Origin of the sequence: Alteromonas ulvae (assembly GCF_048987005.1) — a bacterium.
In the GTDB taxonomy this organism is placed as follows: domain Bacteria; phylum Pseudomonadota; class Gammaproteobacteria; order Enterobacterales; family Alteromonadaceae; genus Alteromonas.
On record NZ_CP185261.1, the window covers coordinates 4,233,416 to 4,253,351 of the forward strand.

Genomic DNA, 19,936 nt, shown 5'->3' on the forward strand with positions numbered 1-19,936 from the left:
CTAAATATCGGTAGGCGGAAGTTTATCCACTGCCATTCTTAATATTTCAGACTCTACTTGAGAAGCGACTCCAATATCGCTAATACCTTCATTAGGCATAATATGAACAGGTTCACCTGATATGACGGTCGATTCACTATCGCTGTTAATTTCTTCTGATTGAGACAACGTTGAAGGTAATATTAAGTCATCCTGCGGCAAATCAATGGTTACCATGTCGCTTTCAACTTCTATAACAGATCTCGCTGCTGTTAGATGCTCTTCCTCCGGAAGCGTAATTGTATCTTCCGGTATAAGCATTTCAGGGGTTGTTGCAATGAAAAGCATATCGTTGATAGGGAAAGGCTCGGTAATCACTGTGTTTTCCACCGACGCAGCCTCCACCAACGTAGCCCCCATAGTTCCCGAAGTACTTACAGTCTCGGATGTATTAATAGCGTGTACTGTTGACACGCCTTCTCCGGATGCCGTCACAAATACATTAAATTCTGCTTGCTCGACAGTGCCGTCTGGATATTCAATGCGGTAAGTAAAGGTATCCGTTAAGGTTCCAGCAAATACGGCTTGCGTGTTGTCCGGGGTATAGATGTACACACCAGTTTCGTCAATCTGCAGCGTGCCGTAATCACCCACTAACGTAATGCCGCCAGTAGCATCTTGGAAGTTTGTTCCATCAGCAGATGCAGTTACGTGGTATGTTGGGCCAAACAGCACATCGTTTTCGAAAAGATTGCCAGTGGCGGTTTGTACTTCGTCAACCACAAATTGATCTAGGAAGTGAACAGTAGAACTCAAATCGACACTGACGCCGCCAAGCGTACTGGCTAAGCCTGTATCCACGTCCATGGTAACTCGGTATTCACCTGCTGTAAGGCCAAATGAAGTAAAACTACCATTTCCGTCAAGACCAAGCAGGCCTATCAACTGGTCACTGGAGAAGGTTTCAACAACTTCCCACGTGCCGTTATTGTTTCGCTCTATGAATAGGTCCAGTCCTGAGCCCAAAGATAATAGATCGCCGCCATCCACGGTTAAGGTAAGATCCATCGTAGTATCAGTTGCTACAGTAAACGCGTTGCTTTGGGTATCTACTGAGGTAGGAACAACAATACCAAGAGCGCCAATCAGCCAAGTGTATTCAAGGGCTTCGGCTTCAGCGTAACCTGCGCTACTAACAAAATCATAGGTCAGCTCTGCCCGCGCTGAGTCAGCAGATACTCCTTGCCCTGAAAGATTAAAGTTTAAGTTTGCGGTAGAGGTATTAATGCCATCTGAAATGGTGTAGCTGAAGCTATCCGTATTGCCCAAGCCGTCGCGCACGCCGTTCGCTACATAGATGTAGCTGCCGTCTTCAAAGATAGTTAGGTCGCCAAAGTCACCTTCAATAGTAATGCCCGATGTGCCAGTGCCCAATACGGTCACCGACCCTCCATTGGTGTGAGTAACTTGCGTCACTACGCCGCCCTCAGCAATGCTATCAGCTACGTCGCCTGAATTAGCGGCATCAATAACATTACCCGATGCTGTTGTGCTACCTTCAAACTGATATTCAGTTAGCGTTGAAGTTATATCGGTAGACTGTAGTAATGTAAGTGTATTGCTTAGCAGTGCAGCTGCAACCGCATCTAACACACTATCTGCTAGAAGACCCAACCCAAGAGCGTTCAGACCATTTGTTATAGTGCTGACCAAATCGCCCGCGCCTATGGTATCAGCTGCGCCTAAAGCGGGTTCGAGAATGAAGTTACGTACAACCGTACCCAAACCAAGCCCGCTGAGTACACTTGCGTTAGTGCCGTTTAATGCATCTTCTACAGTAGTCAAAACAACGTCTTGGTTCTCCTCGCCAAGAACGACGCCGCCGTTACCTAGTTCCGTTAATGTAATTGAGCCATCGTTGTCTTGATCGAATAAGGTTTCAAGAGCACTTTCGTCATTGCGCACGACCACGGTGTAATCACCGGCAGGTAGCCCTGAGAATGTCGCAACCAGTGTATCGTCGCCTGTCACTCCAATGAGATTTACGCCAGCTACATCACCTATTAACGGGTTATCTGGCGTCATCGCTGTGGCGACCACGTTGCCATCTGCATCAATAATATCAACACGATACGCATCAGCGACTGCGACTAACGCTGTTTGACTGACCTCGACTACCACTTCGCCAAAGAAACCAGCGTCAACGGTAAGCGTTGTGCTAGCCTCTGGCGAACCTGCTGCTGGTGAGCCTTCGGCTAAGCCAATGACTTGGAAGTCACTATCGGTAACTGGGGCGTTCACAATGGCGGTTTGTGCGCCTAGCTCCATATCATTGTTATCGGTTTGGGCTACTACTGGTGGGAAGTCGCCGCCAGATAGGGTTATGGTTAGCGCCGCAATATCAGAGGTTTCGCCATCTGATAAGGTGTAGTTAAACACTTCATTTTGCCCAATGGCGCTGCGGTCGCCGTCGGCGGTATAGGTGTACGTACCGTCTGCAGCTATTTCTAATACACCATATTGACCTTGGATGGTTATAGTACCTGTTGCAGGCACATTGACGCTATCACCGGCCGAATTAGTAACAACAGTAACTTGAGCACCATCTAAAATAGTGTCTGCGCCTACACCACTGATATCACCGTCGATTAGGTTGCCTTGGGCCACTAAATCACCCGTGTAGGTGTATTCTGTTAACGTGGTTGTGATGTCAGTGTCTTGCAATAGGGTTAGGGTATTACTGAGCAATGCATCGGCAAGAACATTTGCTACAGCGTCGAGAAGACCCGTAATACCAAGTGCATTAATTGGCGCAGTTAATAAGCCAACAAGTTGACCTGCACCAATTTCAGTTGTCGTATCAAGAAGTGTTTCTAGGATGCCTCTGACTTGTGTGCCAACTGTGCCGGGCAATATAACGTTAAGAATTCCGCCGTTTAATGTAGTTTCAACAAAATCCAGCACTTCTGTTTGGTTGTCGGGCCCGAGTACAACCCCTGCAGTTCCGAGTTCATCAAGATCAACATCGTTACTGTTGTCATTATCTAACAAGTCTTCGAGTAAGTTTTCGTCGTTGCGGACTACCACGCTATAGTTGCCGGTATCAAGGCCTGCTAACAAGAATGAAATCCTCTCATCGCCAGTAACGTTGAAAATGTCTAGTCCACCGACGTCGGCGAGTTGCGAATTTGCACTAACACCTCGATAGACTAGCTGTCCATTTTCATCATATACCTCAACAATGTAGGCATCGGCAACAGCAACCAGTGCTATTTGATCAACTTCTACTAACACTTCACCCACATGGTTAGGAGAAACGGTAAAAGATGCGCTTGCATCGACACCGCCTGTAGACTCAGCCAAGCCGATAACATCTACGTTGCTGGTGGTCTCTGGCGGGTTCACCGTTACCACAGGCTCACCCATATCAACGGCGTTGCCGTCGTTAATGGCATCGAGCGCTTGCACTACGACGTTTTGGATTGCCGTGCTCGCAGAGTTACCGGCTTCGTCGGTGACTGTTGCCACCACCGCGTAGGTACCCGCTGGCAGCGGTATGCCGGTTAAATCCAGACTCCAGTTACCGCTGCCATCAATAGAAAGCTCAGGGTCCGTGCCAAAGGTATAGGATGTTCCATCAACGGTAACGGTTAGGGTAGTGTTGTCACCAAGATCAACCGTTCCATTAAAGATAAGCGTGCTATCGCTAGTTACAAAGTCTCCAACCACCCCAGAGTCATTTGAGATACTGTCGAACGTTACCGTTTGACCATTATTGTTTTCATCAATACTGGTATCGATAACAACTGAACCTGAAGCTGAGTCAGAATTACCCACAGCATCTGTAGCGGTAACCGTTGCCGTATAATTACCTTCAGCAAGCAGGGCGACAATATTGTCAGCTAATGTCCAGGTACCGTCACCATTGTTGGTGGCGGTATAGTCGTTGCCGCCGATAGTGACCACAACAACCGCATTGGGGTCGTTTACCGTACCGGTAAGCTCCGGTGTGGTATCGTTGGTGGTTAGGTCATTTATTGCAACCGTAGGTGCGGTGGTATCAATCACCACTGTACCAGTATTTGTGACAGTGTTGCCTGCGGCGTCTGTTGCCGTCACTGACGTTGGATAGCTGCCTTCTGCAAGGGTCGTAACTGCATCGTCAGCCAGTGTCCACGTGCCATCACCGTTGTTCGTAGCGGTGTAATCATTACCGTCAATAGTGACTACCACAACTGCGTTCGGATCGTTCACCGTACCGGTTAACTCTGGCGTGGTGTCGTTGGTGGTTAGATCGTTAATGGCTACCGTAGGTGCTGTGGTATCAATCACCACTGTACCAGTATTTGTGACCGTATTACCCGCGGCGTCTGTTGCCGTCACCGACGTTGGATAGCTGCCTTCAGCGAGCGTGGCGACTACATCATCCGCCAATGTCCAAGTGCCGTCACCATTGTTGGTGGCGGTATAGTCGTTGCCGTCAATAGTTACCACCACAACCGCGTTAGGATCGTTTACCGTTCCGGTAAGTTCTGGTGTGGTGTCGTTGGTGGTTAGATCGTTAATGGCTACCGTAGGCGCGGTGGTATCAATTACTACTGTGCCCGTGTTGGTTACCGTGTTACCTGCAGCGTCTGTTGCCGTCACCGAGACTGAGTAACTGCCTTCTGCAAGGGTCGCAACTACATCATCGGCCAGCGTCCAAGTGCCGTCACCGTTGTTGGTAGCGGTGTAATCATTGCCGTCAATCGTTACCACCACAACCGCATTCGGATCGTTCACCGTACCGGTAAGTTCTGGTGTGGTGTCGTTGGTGGTTAAATCGTTTATCGCAACGGTAGGTGCAGTGGTATCGATGACGACCGTACCAGTATTTGTGACAGTGTTACCCGCAGCGTCTGTAGCCGTCACTGACGTTGGATAGCTGCCTTCAGCGAGCGTGGCGACTACATCATCGGCTAGCGTCCATGTGCCATCACCGTTGTTGGTAGCGGTGTAGTCATTACCGTCAATAGTGACTACCACAATCGCATTCGGATCGTTCACCGTACCGGTAAGTTCAGGCGTGGTGTCGTTGGTGGTCAGATCGTTTATTGCAACCGTAGGTGCAGTGGTATCGATGACGACCGTACCTGTGTTGGTGACTGTGTTACCCGCGGCGTCTGTAGCAGTCACTGACGTTGGATAGCTACCTTCAGCAAGCGTGGCAACTACATCATCGGCCAGCGTCCAAGTGCCGTCACCGTTGTTGGTAGCGGTATAATCATTGCCGTCAATCGTTACCACCACAACCGCATTCGGATCGTTCACCGTACCGGTAAGTTCTGGTGTGGTGTCGTTGGTGGTTAAATCGTTTATCGCAACGGTAGGTGCAGTGGTATCGATGACGACCGTACCTGTGTTGGTGACCGTGTTACCCGCGGCGTCTGTTGCCGTCACTGACGTTGGATAGCTGCCTTCAGCGAGCGTGGCAACTACATCATCGGCCAGCGTCCATGTGCCGTCGCCGTTGTTGGTAGCGGTGTAATCATTTCCGTCAATCGTCACCACCACAACCGCATTCGGGTCGTTCACTGTACCAGTTAACTCTGGAGTGGTGTCGTTGGTGGTTAGATCGTTTATTGCAACCGCAGGCGCGGTGGTATCAATTATTACAGTACCAGTGTCGGTATCGGTATTACCCGCATCGTCAGTTGCAGTAACAGATGTTGGGTAACTACCTTCAGCGAGTGTAGCGACTACGTCATCGGCCAGCGTCCACGTGCCATCACCATTGTTGGTAGCGGTGTAGTCATTGCCGTCAATCGTTACCACCACAACCGCATTGGGGTCGTTTACCGTACCGGTAAGCTCAGGCGTGGTGTCGTTGGTGGTTACATCATTGATGGTTACTACAGGTGCCACGGCATCTACCGTGTCAGATGCAGGTCCACTGGTGTTACCCGCTTCATCAGTAGCCGTTGCCGTTACTATAACCCCATCTGCCAATGGTGTACCTGGCGTCACGCTCCAACTGCCGTCGCCATCAGCGACAACGGTGAAATCAGTTGTACCGTCGCCATCAACATCCACATTTACCGTTGCGCCTGCTTCGGCTGTGCCGGTAACTTCAGTGCCGTTGCCCGCTTCAACGGTAGGCGCTGCTGGTGCTGTGGTATCAATAACCACTGTACCAGTATTCGTACCCACATTACCTTCTGGGTCGGTTGCAGTAACCGTTGCGGTATAGCTACCTTCAGCAAGTGCCGCCACCGCATCGTCAGTCAGTGTCCACGTGCCATCACCGTTATTGGTGGCGGTATAGTCGGCTCCATTGATGGTAACAACCACCGTGGCTGTTGGGTCGTCAACCGAACCAGTAAGTGCCGGCGTTGTATCGTTCGTTGTTAAATCGTTGAAGGCAACTAATGGTGCAGCCGCGTCAACCGTGTCTGAGGCTGGGTTGCTAATGTTACCCGCTGCGTCAGTTGCCGTTACGGTCACAATTACGCCATCGGCAAGCGGTGTATCAGGCGTAATGCTCCAATTTCCATCGCCATCAGCGATGACGGTGAAGTCTGGGGTGCCGTCGCCGTTTACATCTACATTTACGGTTGCGCCTGCTTCAGTAGTGCCGGTAATTTCGGTGCCGTTGCCCGCATCCACAGTAGGTATCGCAGGTGGTGTAGTATCAATCACTACCGTTCCTGAATTTGAACCCACGTTACCATCGGCATCAGTAGCAGTAACCGTAGCGGTATAGCTACCTTCAGCCAGCGCGGCAACGATATCGTCAGCAAGCGTCCACGTGCCATCACCGTTATTGGTGGCGGTGTAGTCGGCACCATTGATGGAGACAACCACCGTGGCTGTTGGGTCGTCTACCGAACCGGTAAGCGCAGGCGTGGTGTCGTTAGTCGTGAGGTCGTTAAAGGCAACGACTGGCGCAACAGCATCTACAGTATCTGACGCTGGTGCACTGATATTACCAGCTTCATCGGTTGCTGTTGCTGTGACAACTACGCCATCGGCCAGCGGTGCGTCAGGCGTAATGCTCCAATTACCGTCGCCATCTGCTATGACAGTGAAATCTGGCGTGCCGTCGCCATCCACGTCCACATTCACGGTTGCGCCTGCTTCAGCAGTGCCGGTAATTTCGGTGCCATTGCCCGCATCCACAGTAGGTGCCGCTGGTGCTGTAGTATCAATCACCACAGTACCAGAGTTAGTTCCTGCATTACCATCGGCATCAGTGGCAGTAACCGTAGCGGTATAGCTACCATCTGCAAGTGCAGCCACTGCATCGTCAGCCAGCGTCCAACTTCCATCACCATTATTGGTGGCGGTGTAGTCGGCACCATTGATGGAGACAACCACCGTGGCTGTTGGGTCGTCTACCGAACCGGTAAGCGCAGGCGTGGTGTCGTTAGTCGTCAGGTCGTTAAAGGCAACGACTGGCGCAACAGCATCTACAGTATCTGACGCTGGTGCACTGATATTACCAGCTTCATCGGTTGCTGTTGCTGTGACAACTACGCCATCGGCCAGCGGTGCGTCAGGCGTAATGCTCCAATTACCGTCGCCATCTGCTATGACAGTGAAATCTGGCGTGCCATCACCGTCAACGTCTACGTTTACGATGGCTCCTGCTTCGGCTGTACCGGTAATTTCGGTACCATTGCCTGCATCAACAGTAGGCGCAGCAGGCGCAGTAGTATCGACAATGCCGCCATTTTCGTTTGCGGTTGCCGTATTGCCCGCGCCATCTGTTGCACTTGCGGTGACTGAATAATTACCTTCAGATAAGGCTGCTGGCACATCTACAGAGAAGGTGCCATTAGCTTGAACAATGGCGCCAAATGTTTGGGTGTTTCCTGCACTATCGGTAACGCTGATGGATACGGTGCTGCCTGGCGCAATATCTGTAGTACCAGAAATGGTTGGTGTTGTGTCGTTTCCTGTACCAAGCGGATCCAAGGTTAGGTTTGGCACGGCTGTATTGATATTTCCGCTGGTAGTATCAGACCCAGAGTTTCCAGCAGCATCAGTGGCGGTAGCAGTAACATTGAAGTTTCCGTCTGCCATTGCATTGGGCACGTCGGCGCTGAAATTACCAACGCTATCGACAAAAGCCGTAAATGTCTGTTCTGCTCCCGCGCTGTCGGTGACGGTTATGGTCACTGAACTACCTGGGCTTAAATCGGTGCTGCCGGTGATCGTTGGCGTGGTATCGTTACCTGTGCCTTGTGCATCTAAATTGATTGTCGGCGCGGTAGTGTCTACGCTACCGTTTGTTTCAGTGGCAGTAGTCTCATTACCTGCTGGGTCTTGGGCAACGGCGGTGACAGTATAACTTCCTTCTGCCATCGGGCTTGGCACATCGGCCGAGAAACTGCCATCTCCCTGAACGGTTGCATCGAAGGTTTGGCTTACACCTGCGTTATCCGTAACCGTAATCGTTACCGTAGCACCGGCAGGTAGGTCAGTATTCCCTGATATAGTCGGTGTAGTGTCATTGTCTGGGGCAAGTGTATCTAACGATAGAGTAGGGGCTGTTGTATCAATAATGCCTGTGCTGTCTACGACGGTAGTGCTATTACCCGCTTCATCACTTGCCGTGGCTTCAACACTGTATGCACCTTGTGCCAGAGGCGTAGGCACATCCACTGTAAAGTTTCCATTTACATCAACAATCGCTGTGATGGTTTGAACATTTCCTGCGCTGTCAGTTACCACAAGCGTAACTTCACTACCCTGCGCAAGGTTTGTGCTACCAGATAGGGTAGGCGTTGTGTCATTGCCTTCCTCAAGTGGCGTTAATGTTAGTGATGGTGCTGTAGTGTCTATGTTTCCAGCATCACTGGCTGTTGCTGTATTACCTGCCTCATCACTGATGGTAGCGCTTACCGTGAAGTCGCCTTCAGCTAAATCCGTACCTGGAGAGATAGAGAAAGAACCATCGGCCTGTACCACTGCGCTTAAGGTCTGGGTCGCACCAGCACTATCGGTTACCAAAATAGTGACCACAGCGCCTGCAGGTTCATCGGTTGTACCGGTAATGAGTGGCGTCGCGTCGTTAGTGTTATCGGCAACATCTATAGTCAATGTAGGTGCAAGTGTATCAACTACGCCTACCTCGTTATCGGTTGTACTGTTGCCTGCTGTATCAGTGGCGGTTGCTGAAACAGTGAAGTTTCCTTCAGCCATCGCCGCTGGTACGTCGGCAGAGAATACGCTACCCGCGGCAACCAATGCAGAGAACACCTGGGTATTACCCGCACTATCAACAATAGTTATTTGCACTGTAGAACCTTGCGGTAAATCTACAGTACCGCTTATGGTTGGGGTTGAGTCGCTAACTGTGCCTGGCTCGTCCAGCGTAATAACAGGTGAAATGGTGTCGATTACGCCGGTTTCAGCGTCGAACGCTGTATTGCCAGCTTCATCAACGACGGTAGCTTGAACGGTGTAGTTACCCTCAGCCAAAGTGGTCGGAACGTCTACGCTAAAAGAGCCATCACCTTGTACTGTTGCAGTAAAGGTTTGAACTGCACCAGCACTATCTGTCACTGTTAAAGTCACGGTGGCACCAACTGGCGCGTTAGTTGTACCTGAAATAAGAGGCGTAGCGTCGTTTGTCTGGCCAAGGGTATCTAGCGTAATGTCCGGGGCGCTTGCATTAATATTGCCGCTATCCGTCACTGTCGTGCTATTGCCCGCAGCATCGCTCGCACTGGCTGTTACATCGTAATCGCCATCAACCAGCGCGCTGGGTACTTCAACTGAGAAAGTGCCATCCGCGTTTACCGTTGCTGTAAGGTTCTGTACATTACCGCCTGCATCGGTGACAACCAGTGTAATGGTTGCTCCCTCTGGCAAGTCGGTAGTACCGCTTAATACTGGCGTTGCGTCATTGCCGCTGGCCACTGGATCTAAGTTGATAACAGGTGGAGTGGTGTCAACTGTACCGTTGTTATCAACCGCTGTGTTTTGATTACCTGCATCATCAGTCGCCGTCACTTCTACTGTGTAATCGCCTTCAGCAAGGTCAAGGGGCACATCAGCGCTAAAGCTACCGTTCGCTTGAACGGTAGCAGTGAAGGTTTGCGTATCGCCCTGGCTGTCAGTCACGCTTATGCTTACAGTGTTGCCCGCAGCCAAGTTGGTGGTTCCCGAAATAGTCGGTGTAGCGTCGTTACTTAGGCCTTGCGCGTCTAACGTTACGGTGGGGGCTGCTGTATCTATAACACCGTTATTATCTATTGCGGTTGCTGAATTACCCGCATCGTCAGTCGCAGTGACGGTCACACTGAAACTGCCTTCAGCTAAATCGGCAGGAACATCAACACTGTAAGTGCCATCGTTTTGAACGGTTGCTGTAAATGTTTGGGTATTTCCAGCGTTGTCTGTCACGCTTATGCTTACCGTATCGCCAGCATTGAGGTCTGTGGTGCCAGAGATAGACGGCGTTGCATCATTGCCAAGCCCTTGTGTATCGATGGTTATCGATGGGGCTGTAGTATCGATGTTACCGCCATTTTCGGTTACCGATGCACTGTTGCCAGCGCCGTCTGTGGCGGTCGCAGTAACAGAATAGTCACCTTCAGGTAAGCTTGCAGGAACATCAGCCGTAAAGCTTCCATCGCCTTGTACTGTGGCGGTGAATGTTTGTGTGTTTCCAGCACTGTCAGTCACGGTTAGCGTGACAGTGCTACCTGGCGCTAAGTCGGTTTCACCTGAAATAGTCGGCGTTGTGTCGTTGCCCGACACTAGGGGGTCTAGGGATAGGGTAGGCGCGGCAGAATTTATGTCGCCACTCACTGTATCTGTAGCAGTATTGCCTGCAGCATCAGTCGCCGTTGCAGTAAGGTCAAAGTTTCCGTCAGCCATAGGGTTAGGCACATCTGCACTGAAGTCGCCATTAGCATCTACGGTTGCAGTAAACGACTGCACCGTGCCAGCGCTATCAGTCACTGTAATCGTTACTGTGCTTCCTGCGGCTAGTTCGGTAGTGCCCGAAATGGTAGGCGTGTTATCGTTACCTGTACCAAGCGGATCTAGGGTGATAACGGGCGCTGTGGTATCGACGCTACCACCCGTTTCTGAATCAGAACCTTGATTGCCTGCCGCGTCTTGCGCCGTTGCGGTAACCGTATAGTCTCCTTCAGCTAGTGGTGAAGGTACATTGGCTGCAAAACTGCCGTCGGTTTGTACCGTTGCCGCAAAGGTTTGCGTGTTCCCCGCACTGTCGACCACCGTTAGTGTAACAATGGCGCCAGCTGGAAGGTTTGTGGTGCCAGAAATAGTTGGCGTAGCGTTATTCTCTGGCGTTAATTCGTCAAGGTTTAGCTCAGGTGGCGTGATGTCGATATTACCTGAATTATCAAGAACCGACGTGCTGTTGCCTGCTTCATCAGTGGCAGTAGCTTCAACACTGTAAGAGCCTTCAGCAAGTGCCCCGGGTACATCAACCGTAAAGTTTCCTGCAGCATCAACTGTTGCTGTAACCGTTTGAATGTTGCCTGCACTATCTGTGATAACTAAGGAAACCACGCTACCATCCGCTAGATCTGTACTTCCCGAAATGGTTGGCGTTGTGTCGTTGCCTAAACCTTGAGGGTCTAAGGTTAGGGTAGGTGCTGTGGTGTCAATGGTGCCTGTTGCATTGACTGACGCACTGTTGCCAGCATCGTCGGTGGCCGTTGCAGTAACCGTATAGTCACCTTCAGCCAGTGCAGCTGGCACATCCACAGTAAAGTTGCCGTTTGCATCAACCGTTGCGGTAACAGATTGGGTATTGCCAGCGTTGTCAGTAATCGACAGTGTTACGGTTTCGCCTGCTGCCAGGTCGGTAGTGCCCGAAATGGTGGGCGTAGTATCGTTATTTGAACCCAGCGCATCGAGTGAAATAACGGGGGCGACGGTATCGACGATCCCGTTATTGTCGGTGACAGAGGCACTATTTCCGTTGCTGTCTGTAGCGGTAGCGGTTACTGAGTAATCACCTTCGGCAAGAGGCGCTGGGACATCAGCACTAAAGTTACCGCTTGCATCAACAAGTGCAGTAAAGGTTTGTGTGTTGCCTGCACTGTCAGTGACAAAAAGCGTCACGGTTGAACCCGCGGGTAGGTCAGTCGTACCCGAAATGGTTGGTGTAGTATCGCTAACCGTAACTTGCGCATCTAATGTCAACGCAGGGGCGCTGGTATCTAGCGTACCGGTATCAGAGGTGGTGGTTGTATTACCTGCATCGTCTGAGGCACTTGCTATTACCGTGTAGCTACCATCTGGCATAGCATTTGGCACATCCGCGCTGAAGTCACCATTCGCGTCCACAATGGCGTCAAAGGTTTGCGTGTTGCCAGCGCTATCTGTCACGGTTAACGTTACTGTGCTTCCCGGCGCTAAATCAGTGCTGCCCGATATGTTAGGTGTTTCATCGTTGCCTGTACCTTGCGGATTTAACGTAAGTACAGGGGCGGTGGTGTCAATATTGCCACCGTCTTCAGTTACGGTTGTTGAATTACCTGCATCATCTGTTGCAGTAACTTCGACGCTGTAGTCGCCTTCAGGCAGTGGAGATAATACTTCTGTAGCAAAGTTGCCATCTGCATCAACCAATGCGTTAATGGTTTGCGTGTCGCCATTGCTGTCAGTCACGGTGATCACAACAACAGCGCCTTCAGGTAAATCTGTATTACCCGAAATAACCGGCGTAGTGTCATTACCTGAATCTAACGGATTAACGGTAACAATTGGCGCTTGTGTATCAATACTTCCATTTGTTTCGTTCGCCGTCGCGATGTTGCCTTGCGCATCGCTTACTGTTGCCGAAACGGTAAAGTCTCCCTCGGCCAATGCGTTAGGCACATCGGCACTGAATGTTCCGTCTCCTTGCACTACAGCTTGGAAACTTTGCGAGTTATCGTTGGCATCTACCACAGTAATGGTAACCAGTGTGCCAGGTGCTACATCGGTAGTACCTGTGATAGTTGGAGTAACATCACTGGTAGCGCCTTGTGTATCAAGGGTTAACAGAGGCGCTTCGCTATCTACATTACCTGTTGTATTGGCATTCGCGGTATTGCCTGCACTGTCGGTTGCAGTGGCAGTCACAGTAAAGTCGCCGTCAGCTAGTGCGTTTGGCACATCTACACTGAAGCTACCATTTGCATCGACCAAGGCTTCAATAGTTTGCGTGTTGCCAGCGCTATCTGTTACGACAAGCGTAACCGTGCTTCCCTCAGGAAGGTCAGTGGTACCTGAAAGTGTGGGTGTGGTGTCGCCCGTGCTGCCAGGATTTTCAAGGGTAAGCGTAGGCGCGGTGGTATCTACAACGCCGCCATTTTCAGTAACAGTCGTTGTATTGCCTGCCTCGTCTGTAGCACTGGCCTCTACGGTATATTCACCCTCAGTAAGCGGCGTTTGCACATCGACGCTAAAAGCACCGTTTTCATCAACGATTGCTTCAATAGTTTGCGTGTTGCCAGCGCTGTCTGTAACCACAATGGTTACTGTTGAACCAGGTGGTAAATCGGTAGAACCTGAAATCGTTGGCGTGGTGTCGCTACCGTCAGTTTGCGGGTCTAAAGAAAGCGCTGGTGCGGTAGTGTCTATTTCTCCTGTAGCTGTGGTGGTAGAGCTATTACCTGCCGGTGTAGTTACAGTAACATCTACTGTGTACTCACCTTCGCTAAGCTCCGCTGGCACATCTTCGTTGAATGTGCCGTCAGCGCCCACTGTAGTAACGATTGTTTGTTCGTTACCCTCGCTATCTGTAACAACAATGACGACTTCACTGCCAGGAGGGGCATCGGTTTCACCAGAAACGTTTGGCGTAGTATCGTTCGTTAGCGCAGGTTGATTTAAGGTCGTCGAAGGACTCGTGGAATCGTAATCGCCATTTGTAGTTGCTTGCGCCGTGTTACCCGCATCATCGGTCACCTCTGCAGCCACGCTGTATGTCCCCTCAGCCACGGCATTTGGAACTTCAACGGTAAAGGTACCATCGGCAAGCACATTGGTGGTAAAGGTTTGAGTAACGCCAGCACTATCGGTAACGGTAAGGGTTATCGTGCTTCCGGGCACGGCATCCGTTAAACCAGAAATTGTGGGTGTAGCATCGCCATTTATACCTGGATCGTTTAATGCGATGGTTGGCGCCGTCACGTCAATAGCACCCTGTGCTTCGGCACTGGCCGTATTGCCCGCCTCGTCGGTCACGCTGGCATTAACGGTGAACTCGCCTTCGGCCAGTTCTTCGGGCACAGCCACACTATAAGTACCGTCGGTCTGCACAATGGCGGTAACCGTTTGCGTGGTGCCCGCGCTATCGGTAATGGTTAACGTTACTGTGCTGCCAGGCGCGGCATCTGTTGTACCTGAAAGGGTTGGTGTGGTGTCGTTACCAGTCGCTATGGTGTCGATAGTGATCGACGGGGCAGTGGTATCAATCACGCCCGTGGTGTCTGTGGTTGCTGTATTGCCCGCCTCATCAGTCACACTGGCGGTAACGGTAAACTCGCCCTCGGCCAGTTCTTCGGGAACATCTACACTATAGGTTCCATCGGCCTGCACAATGGCGGTAACCGTTTGTGTGGTGCCCGCGCTATCGGTAATGGTTAACGTTACTGTGCTGCCCGGTGTGGCATCGGTGGTACCTGAAAGGGTTGGCGTGGTGTCGTTATCCAAAGCTGGCGCATTGATAGTGATCGACGGCGCAGTAATATCAATCACGCCGATAGTGTCAGCGATTGCGGTATTGCCTGCCTCATCGGTCACACTGGCATTAACAGTGAACTCGCCTTCGGCTAGTTCTTCGGGCACATCTACACTATAGGTTCCGTCGGCCTGCACAATGGCGGTAACCGTTTGCGTGTTGCCCGCACTATCGGTAATGGTGAGCGTTACTGTACTGCCCGGTGTGGCATCAGTGGTACCTGAAAGGGTTGGCGTGGTGTCGTTATCCAAAGCTGGCGCATTGATAGTGATCGACGGCGCAGTAGTATCAATCACGCCGATAGTGTCAGCGGTTGCTGTATTGCCAGCCTCATCAGTCACACTGGCGGTAACGGTAAACTCCCCTTCGGCCAGTTCTTCGGGCACATCTACACTATAGGCTCCATCGGCCTGCACAATGGCGGTAACCGTTTGCGTGGTGCCCGCGCTATCGGTAATGGTTAGCGTAACTGTGCTGCCAGGCGCGGCATCTGTTGTACCTGAAAGGGTAGGCGTGGTGTCGTTATCCAAAGCTGGCGCGTTGATAGTGATCGACGGCGCAGTAGTATCAATCACGCCGATAGTGTCAGCGGTTGCTGTATTGCCAGCCTCATCAGTCACACTGGCGGTAACGGTAAACTCGCCCTCGGCCAGTTCTTCGGGAACATCTACACTATAGGTTCCATCGGCCTGCACAATGGCGGTAACCGTTTGTGTGGTGCCCGCGCTATCGGTAATGGTTAACGTTACTGTGCTGCCCGGTGTGGCATCGGTGGTACCTGAAAGGGTAGGCGTGGTGTCGTTATCTGTCGCTATGGTATCGATAGTGATCGACGGGGCAGTGGTATCAATCACGCCCGTGGTGTCTGTGGTTGCTGTATTGCCTGCTTCGTCGGTGATGCTGGCGTTAACGGTAAATTCACCTTCGGCTAATTCGGCTGGTACGTCAACGCTATACGTGCCGTCTGCTTGCACAATGGCAGTCACGGTTTGCGTGTTACCTGTGCTATCGGTAATGGTTAACGTAACTGTGTTTCCCGGTGTGGCATCAGTGGTACCTGAAAGGGTTGGCGTGGTGTCGTTACCTGTCGCTATGGTGTCGATAGTGATCGACGGGGCAGTGGTATCAATCACGCCCGTGGTGTCTGTGGTTGCTGTATTGCCTGCTTCATCCGTCACGCTAGCGTTAACGGTAAATTCACCTTCAGCTAATTCAGCAGGTACGTCAACGCTATAGGTGCCGTCTGCTTGCACAATGGTAATCACGGTTTGAGTATTGCCCGCGCTATCCGTAATGGTTAATGTTACTGTGCTACCCGGTGTGGCATCAGTGGTACCTGAAAGGGTTGGTGTGGTGTCGTTACCTGTCGCTATGGTGTCGATAGTGATCGACGGGGCAGTGGTATCAATCACGCCGATAGTGTCAGCGGTTGCGGTATTGCCCGCCTCGTCGGTTACGCTGGCGTTAATGGTGAATTCACCTTCGGCCAGTTCTTCGGGCACATCTACACTATAGGTTCCGTCAGCCTGCACAAGGGCGGTCACGGTTTGCGTATTGCCCGCACTATCGGTAATGGTTAATGTTACTGTGCTGCCCGGTGTGGCATCGGTGGTACCGGAAAGGGTAGGCGTGGTGTCGTTATCAGTCGCTATGGTGTCGATAGTGATCGACGGGGCAGTGGTATCAATTTCGCCTGTTGTATCAGCGGTTGCCGTATTGCCTGCTTCATCGGTCACACTGGCGTTAACGATGAACTCGCCTTCGGCCAGTTCTTCGGGCAAATCTACACTATAAGTTCCATCGGCCTGCACAATGGCGGTCACGGTTTGCGTGTTGCCTGCGCTATCGGTAATGGTGAGCGTTACTGTACTGCCCGGTGTGGCATCAGTGGTACCTGAAAGGGTTGGCGTGGTGTCGTTATCCAAAGCTGGCGCATTAATAGTGATCGACGGTGCCGTGGTATCAATCACGCCCGTGGTGTCTGTGGTTGCTGTATTACCCGCTTCGTCGGTTACGCTGGCGTTAATGGTGAATTCACCTTCGGCTAATTCAACCGGTACATCTACGCTGTAAGTACCGTCAGCCTGCACAAGGGCAGTCACGGTTTGCGTGTTGCCCGCGCTATCGGTAATGGTGAGCGTTACTGCACTGCCAGGCGTGGCGTCAGTGGTACCTGAAAGGGTCGGCGTAGTGTCATTGTCTAAAGCTGGCGCATTGATAATGATCGACGGCGCTGTGGTATCAATTTGGCCGGTAGTATCCGCAGTTGCCGTATTGCCAGTTGGCTCAAGTACCGTTGCATTCACGATAAAGCCACCGTCAGCTAGAGCGTCGGTCACTTCAACGCTAAAAGTACCGTCACGTTGCACAACTGCGGTAAGTGTTTGAATGTTTCCGGCGCTATCAGTAACAATAATTATCACTGTGCTGCCAGGAATGGCTGAAGTAACTCCGGAAATAGTGGGTGTGGTGTCGCTGGTTAATCCAATTGGGTCTAATGAAAGGGATACATCTTGAGCTTGTTCGCCTATTCCTGAAAACTCGGTGGGAATAGCTCCATTATTACTGTTCGTATTCTGATCAAATTGAAAGCCTATGAGATCGACGTCTTCACTAATGCGCTCTACGCGCACAAAGTTGCTACCTCCACCTGCCCCCCCTTCAAATCCTGCTGCTGTAGCCTCTAACGACTCTAAAATATCGCCTTCACCGGCAAGTAATTCCAAAAATTCGGTATCAACTCGCGATCTATCATCAACGCCCGTGACACTATCTAGCAACGCAGACAGCGTATCTATACTCTCTTCGTAAACCGCAAATTCGTCGTCCGAATTGTCGTCGCTGAAATCGAGTTTAAGAGGGAAGGTAACACTTTGGCCTGCAGGAAGCGTACGTAGTTCACCGTCAATACTTACAGCCACTGAAGTACCGGGCGATATGGTTAATGTATCGCCTTCAGCGATTATTGCCCCCTGTGATGCATTTAATCCCTCACCTGTTTTACCGTCAACTAATACTGCTTTACCACTCAGCTTTGCAATGATCACTTTAGCCATACGCCTCTCTTTACAACAATCTCTACGCTGTTAAAAAAGCATAGCTGAGCTTTTCTACCTCGATACTGGACTGTAGTACGGGTAACACCTATACATTGGTATAAGAAATCAATACAAGGCGCAATGAGCCTGCCCTAATTCATTAGCAATTAGGCTAATTATTGCAAAACAAGCTTGCGGTAAAATGATTACAAACTAAGGTTAAAAGTAACAAATGACACTAATGTCGCCAAAAGCAGAAAGCAGATTCTCATGAAATTACAAAGCCATCTAAAACTAACTGTTATCTTCGGTCTTCTCAGTGTCTGTCTACCCGACGGAGTAATGGCTCAGAACAACGACACCGAGAACTCGGCGACTGGTTTAGAAAATTACGTTCATAAAGTTGTCAATGAAAACCCTGAAGTGCAAGCAAGCTGGCGACAGCTTCAGATAGCCATGTCAGATGTGGATATCGCACGAGGAGGGTTTCGTCCGCGCATCGATGTTTTAGCAACAAGTGCCTACAACGATAGAAACTATGGCTTAGACCGTGAATTTATGGGGCACACTGGCGAGATAACACTCACTCAAATGCTTTACGACGGATTTCTTACGAGCAGCGAAGTAAAACGCTTTAAACAAACGCAGGTAGTACGCTTTTTCGAACTGTTGAGTGAAATCGAACAAAAGTCGTTAGACACCGCCCTCGCTTACATGGACGTACAGCTATTTAGAGAACTTCTCACGTTGGCTGAAGACAACCTTATTACTCACGTATCGGTCTTTAAGCAAATTGAGGAAAGTGTTGAAGCTGGTGTCGGACGTCGTGCTGACTTAGAACAGATAAGCGGTCGACTTTCCTTGGCTGAGTCTAATGTTTTAACAGAGCTATCTAATTTACACGATGTTACCGCACGATTTTTAAGACTAGTTGGAGAAAAGCCAGCAGAGAATTTAAATCGAGTCACTCTAAACACCGCTTATGTCGACGCAAGTGTCACAGACATAAACACATTACTTACCAGTGCCTATGGCACTAATCCACAGTTTAACGCTGCAATTTACAACATTGACGCTCAACGTTATGCCGTAGACAGTGCAAAAAGCCTCTATCATCCACAGGTTGATTTAACCGCGAGTTATGGTGCGCAAACTCGAGACTTAGCGGCATTGAACAACACGATTACCGAAGCAAGGGTAGGCATAAACTTGTCGTACAATTTATACAATGGTGGTTCCGATAGAGCCGCTATTCGTCAAGCACTATCCCAAGTGGACTTAGCTAAGGATTTGCGCGACAAAGCCTGTATTGATATGAGACAAACTGTACAAATAGCCTACAATGATATTATCAATATCGCTGAGCAACTACCGTCACTGAATGCTCACCGTATTTCGTCAGACAGAGTAAAAACAGCGTATATGGATCAATTCACCATAGGCGAGCGCTCTCTGCTTGACCTGCTTGACTCCGAAAATGAATATTACGAGTCGAGCAGAGCATATCTAGAGGCGCAATACACTCTTGAAAAAGCGCGTGTAAGACTGCTTGCTGCTTCAGGTAGTTTGGCGAAAACCCTAGGTATAACGAAAGAACGAGTACCAGATATGCTAAGTCGGGCAGAAGAAAAAATGAGTTACGATCCTAACTTTGTTTGCCCAGCGGTGCGCACCAACTTTGCAGATGAGTTTAATATTCTGAAGCGCGACACCGATAACGATGGTGTTGTCGACTTATGGGATGACTGTGTGAACTCTGCGCCAGGCGAGGCGGTGGATAACTTGGGATGTAAAGTGAAGGCGTCTGAGCCTAACGCTGCAGATTTTACCCTAGACAATGCGGCAATTGTAGATTCATTCAAAATAAACATTGAGTTTGCCACTAATTCGACTGAGGTATTGCCCAAGTATGAAGGTGCTTTTCAGCAGGTCATCGATGCCTTAAATAGCAAGCCCAATACAGGAGTTATCATTCATGGTCATGCCTCACTTGATGGCGACCACGCCTACAATCAAAGACTGTCGGAACGCAGAGCCAATGCCGTCGCATCTCTTCTTATGTCAAAAGCCAACATTGAAGCGCGGCGAATTACTTCTGTTGGATACGGAGAAAGCCGCCCGCTTGTTGATGAGGAATCTAAAGCTGCCAATGCGCGCAACCGCAGAATTGAGGCGGCTATTATCCAGCTTCCTTATATCGAATAGTTAGGCCACAGACTCA

Annotated in this window: 2 protein-coding genes; one reads left to right on the forward strand and one right to left on the reverse strand. The window is 50.4% G+C overall.

Features of this window, described 5'->3' with window-relative positions:
• A complete protein-coding gene (locus tag ACOJR9_RS18305) occupies positions 1 to 17,733 on the reverse strand; it encodes a beta strand repeat-containing protein (RefSeq protein WP_420934303.1) in 17,733 nt (5,910 codons plus the stop codon).
• Between the two features lie 252 nt (positions 17,734 to 17,985).
• Here ACOJR9_RS18305 and ACOJR9_RS18310 point away from each other — a divergent pair, with 252 nt between their 5' ends.
• Positions 17,986 to 19,920, forward strand: coding sequence for a TolC family outer membrane protein (locus tag ACOJR9_RS18310; protein ID WP_420934304.1), 1,935 nt, complete (start codon positions 17,986 to 17,988; stop codon positions 19,918 to 19,920).
• The last annotated feature ends 16 nt before the right edge of the window (positions 19,921 to 19,936 follow it).